This window comes from Aminobacter sp. J41 (assembly GCF_000526635.1).
GTDB lineage: Bacteria > Pseudomonadota > Alphaproteobacteria > Rhizobiales > Rhizobiaceae > Aerobium.
The window spans coordinates 1-3,613 of sequence record NZ_JAGL01000077.1 but is presented as its reverse complement, the minus strand read 5'-3'; the positions used below and the strand labels follow the sequence as shown (position 1 = coordinate 3,613).

General features: G+C 63.7%; 3 protein-coding genes. All 3 read left to right on the top strand.

The window, feature by feature from the left end; all coding sequences use genetic code 11:
- Positions 1-1,299: hydantoinase/oxoprolinase family protein (locus L630_RS0120400; RefSeq protein WP_084466255.1), on the top strand; the 1,299-nt coding region annotated here is incomplete at its 5' end.
- Positions 1,292-2,407: a DUF917 domain-containing protein gene (locus L630_RS0120395; RefSeq protein ID WP_024850023.1), complete on the top strand. Its 1,116-nt coding sequence runs from the start codon at positions 1,292-1,294 to the stop codon at positions 2,405-2,407. The genes L630_RS0120400 and L630_RS0120395, both read left to right, overlap by 8 nt.
- Complete coding sequence (locus tag L630_RS0120390; protein ID WP_024850022.1) at positions 2,404-3,489, top strand: DUF917 domain-containing protein; 1,086 nt, start codon at positions 2,404-2,406, stop codon at positions 3,487-3,489. The genes L630_RS0120395 and L630_RS0120390 overlap by 4 nt, the downstream gene beginning before the upstream one ends.
- Positions 3,490-3,613: the final 124 nt, after the last annotated feature.

The window sequence follows — 3,613 nt, the reverse complement described above, 5'->3', positions numbered from 1 at the left end:
GCGATCGAAATGGCGGCCTTTGAACATCTTGCACCCCCGGAGCGTGCCGGAGGCGTACGCCGAACTGAGTTACCGAAAAGTTTGCAACAGATCCAATTCGACGGGCGCGAAATCGCAGCGCTGGATCTCGACGAAATCGACCGGATCGCGAGCGACATTCGCGTGAAGGGCATCGAGGCAGTGGCGATCAGCTCGGTCTTCAGCCCTATCAACGGCGCGATGGAGCTTGCCGCGCGCAAGCGGCTGCTCGAGAGCTGCCCGGGCCTGCGCGTGGTGGTGTCCAGCGATATCGGCCGTATCGGTCTTTTGGAGCGCGAAAGCGCGGCCATCATGAACGCCAGCCTGCTCGAACTCAGCAGTCGCACGGTGGAAGCCCTCAGGAGCACATTGCAGGCCGCGGGCCTGTCCTGCCCCTTCTTCATCACGCAGAATGACGGTACGCTCATGGGAGCGGAGGCGGTGCGGGAGTTCCCGGTGCTTACCTTTGCCTCGGGGCCGACGAACTCGATGAGGGGCGCCGCGTTCCTCACCGGCGAGACCGATGCAATCGTGGTGGATATCGGCGGGACCACGACCGATATCGGCGCCATCCAGCGCGGTTTTCCGCGCCAGGCCTCGACCGTGGTGGATATCGGTGGCGTGCGCACCAATTTCCGGATGCCTGATGTCTTCTCTATCGGTCTCGGCGGCGGCTCACTGGTCCGTCGCGGGCCCGATGGCAGTGTTTCGGTCGGTCCGCAATCCGTGGGCTACCGTATCACCAAGGAAGCCCTCGTCTTCGGCGGCGCCACCATGACCACGACGGATATCGCGGTTGCGGCCGGCAAGGTGAGCATTGGCGAGGCCGCGGCGGTCTCCTCCCTCGACCGGGACCTAGTCGAAAGCAGCATTGCCGAAATCAAGCGCATGCTGGAGCGGGGCGTCGAGCGCAGCCGCATTTCTCCCGAGCCGATTCCCGTCATCGCGGTGGGTGGCGGTTCCATTCTCATGCCGTCCCGGCTGGGAGACCTTACCGTCATTCGCCCGGAAAATTTTGCGGTCGCAAATGCAGTCGGTGCCGCCATCGCCCAGGTCAGCGGCGAGGTGGACCGCATCTTTTCGCTTGCTAACGGGCTCACACGCGAAGACTGCCTGAGGCAGGCCGAAGAGGAGGCCCGCGAGAAGGCTATCCGCTCCGGCGCGCTGGCTTCCACCATCGAAACAATCGAACGCGAAGACGTGCCGCTTGCCTATCTTCCCGGCAACGCCACGCGCATTCACGTGAAGGTCGTGGGGGAGATGGGCGGCATCGATGCTTGATACAAGTGCCGGGTTTCTTGTGGACGAGGGGCGGCTCGATGCGCTGGAGATCGGTGCGGCGGTCCTGGGCACCGGAGGCGGCGGCAATCCGTATATCGGCAAGCTGCGCGCCCGCGAGGCGCTGCGCCAGGGCTATGTCATGCGGGTCATCCCGCTCGAAGCGCTGCCCGACGATGCGGTCGTCGTCTCGGTCGGCGGCATAGGCGCGCCGCTGGTCTCCCACGAGCGCATCAAGCATGGCAGCGAGGGTTTGCGCTGCGTGCGCGCGCTGGAAAAACATCTGGCGATTTCCGTTGATGCAATCGTCTGTGAGGAGATCGGTGGCCAGAACGCGATGGAACCGCTGATTACCGCTTCCATGGCAGGACTGCCGGTGGTCGACTGCGACGGGATGGGGCGCGCCTTTCCCGAAATGCAGATGACGACCTTCTCGATTTTTGGGCACTGCTCCACGCCCAGCGTAATGTGCGACCCGCATGGAAACGCCGTGATCTTCGAGCACGCCATTTCGGAGAAGTGGCACGAGCGGATGGCGCGCGCCTGTGTCGTCGCGCAGGGTGGGGCCTCCACTCTCGCCAGCGCTCCAATGTCCGGCCGCTTTCTCAAGCAATATTCGATTCCGCAATCCTACAGCCAAGCTATTCGGCTGGGTGAAGCCGTTGTGGCGGCAAGGCAGGCCCATGCCGATCCCATCCGTGCCATATGCGACAGCGAAAACGGGGAGGTGGTCTTCCGGGGCAAGATCGTCGATCTGAAGCGGAAGATCGAGGGCGGGTTCGTGCGCGGCACGGTGATGGTCCAGGGCTTCGACGGCTATGAGGGACAGGTGGGCTCCGTCCTCATCCAAAACGAGAACCTGGTCTTTTCGCGCGACGGCGTGGCCGAGGTGGTCGTGCCCGATCTCATCGTGATCCTCGATATCGACACCGGAGCCGCGATCACCACGGAGATGCTGCGCTACGGCCAAAGGGTGGCGGTGCTGGCGCTTCCCTGCCATCCGTTGCTTCGTTCCGAGGCGGCACTGGAGGTGGTCGGCCCCAGGGGCTTCGGCCTCGATCTCGCCTACCGGCCCATGGGCCGGGCCGAAAAGGAAAGGAAACCGTCATGACTTCGTTCCAGGTGACGTCGCAGGATCTGGAAGCGATCGCGATAGGCGGAGCGTTTCTAGGAACCGGCGGAGGCGGTGATCCCTATATCGGCAAGCTCATGGCCCAGTCGGTGATGGCCGAGAAAGGGCCGGTGACCGTCATTTCTCCTGACGAGGTCGCGGACGATTGGCTATGCGTGCCTGTCTGCATGATGGGAGCGCCCACGGTCATGGTGGAAAAGCTGCCAAACGGTTCGGAGGCGGCTTCGGCGCTGGCGCAGCTCGAATCCTTCCTTGGCCGTAAGGCCGATGCCCTGGTCTGCATCGAGGCGGGCGGCCTGAATTCCACCATTCCTTTCGCCGTCGCCTCTGCCACCGGCCTGCCGCTGATCGACGGCGACGGCATGGGACGGGCGTTTCCCGAGCTTCAGATGGTGTCCTTCACCATGCATGGCATCGCCGCCACGCCCATGGTGCTGGCCGATGACAAGGGCAACAGCTCGGTTATCAACGCCATCTCCAATTTGTGGACCGAGCGCCTCGCGCGCTGCCAGACCGTGGAGATGGGAGGGGCCGCCCTGGTCGCTCTCTATCCGATGAGCGGAGCCCAGGTGAAGCAGGGTATCCTCCGGCACACCATTTCGCTCATCCGGGAAATCGGAGAGACCATCGCCGGAGAGCGCTGGGCGCACCGCAACCCGACGGAAGCTCTGGTCTCCCGGCTCAAGGGAAGGCGCCTGTTTGCGGGCCGCGTCGTGGATATCGACCGCCGCACGGTCGGCGGATTCGCACGCGGGCGGGCAACCTTCAAGGGTATGGATGCGTACGAAGGGCAAAGCTTTCAGGTCGATTTCCAGAACGAGTTCCTTGTGTGCCGTAATGGGGAGGGCAGGCTGCTGGCCACCACGCCCGATCTCATATGCGCGCTCGACGCCGATGGCGGGCTGCCGGTCACCACCGAGCAGCTCCGTTATGGACTTGCAGTGACGGTCATTGGCCTGCCCTGTGACAGCCAGTGGCGCACGCCGCACGGCCTCGAACTCGTCGGCCCCCATTATTTCGGCTACCAGCATGACTATATTGCGTTCGAGGAGCTTGCTTAGCCCAGTTCACGCGTTGCTATCGCGTTTCGATGGTTGTGTCGCAAACTTGGAGAGGAGACGCGAAAGGGCCAGTCGCTCGGTAGGGCGTTCAGGCGGCGAGCAACTCAAACTGCTCGGCCAGTGA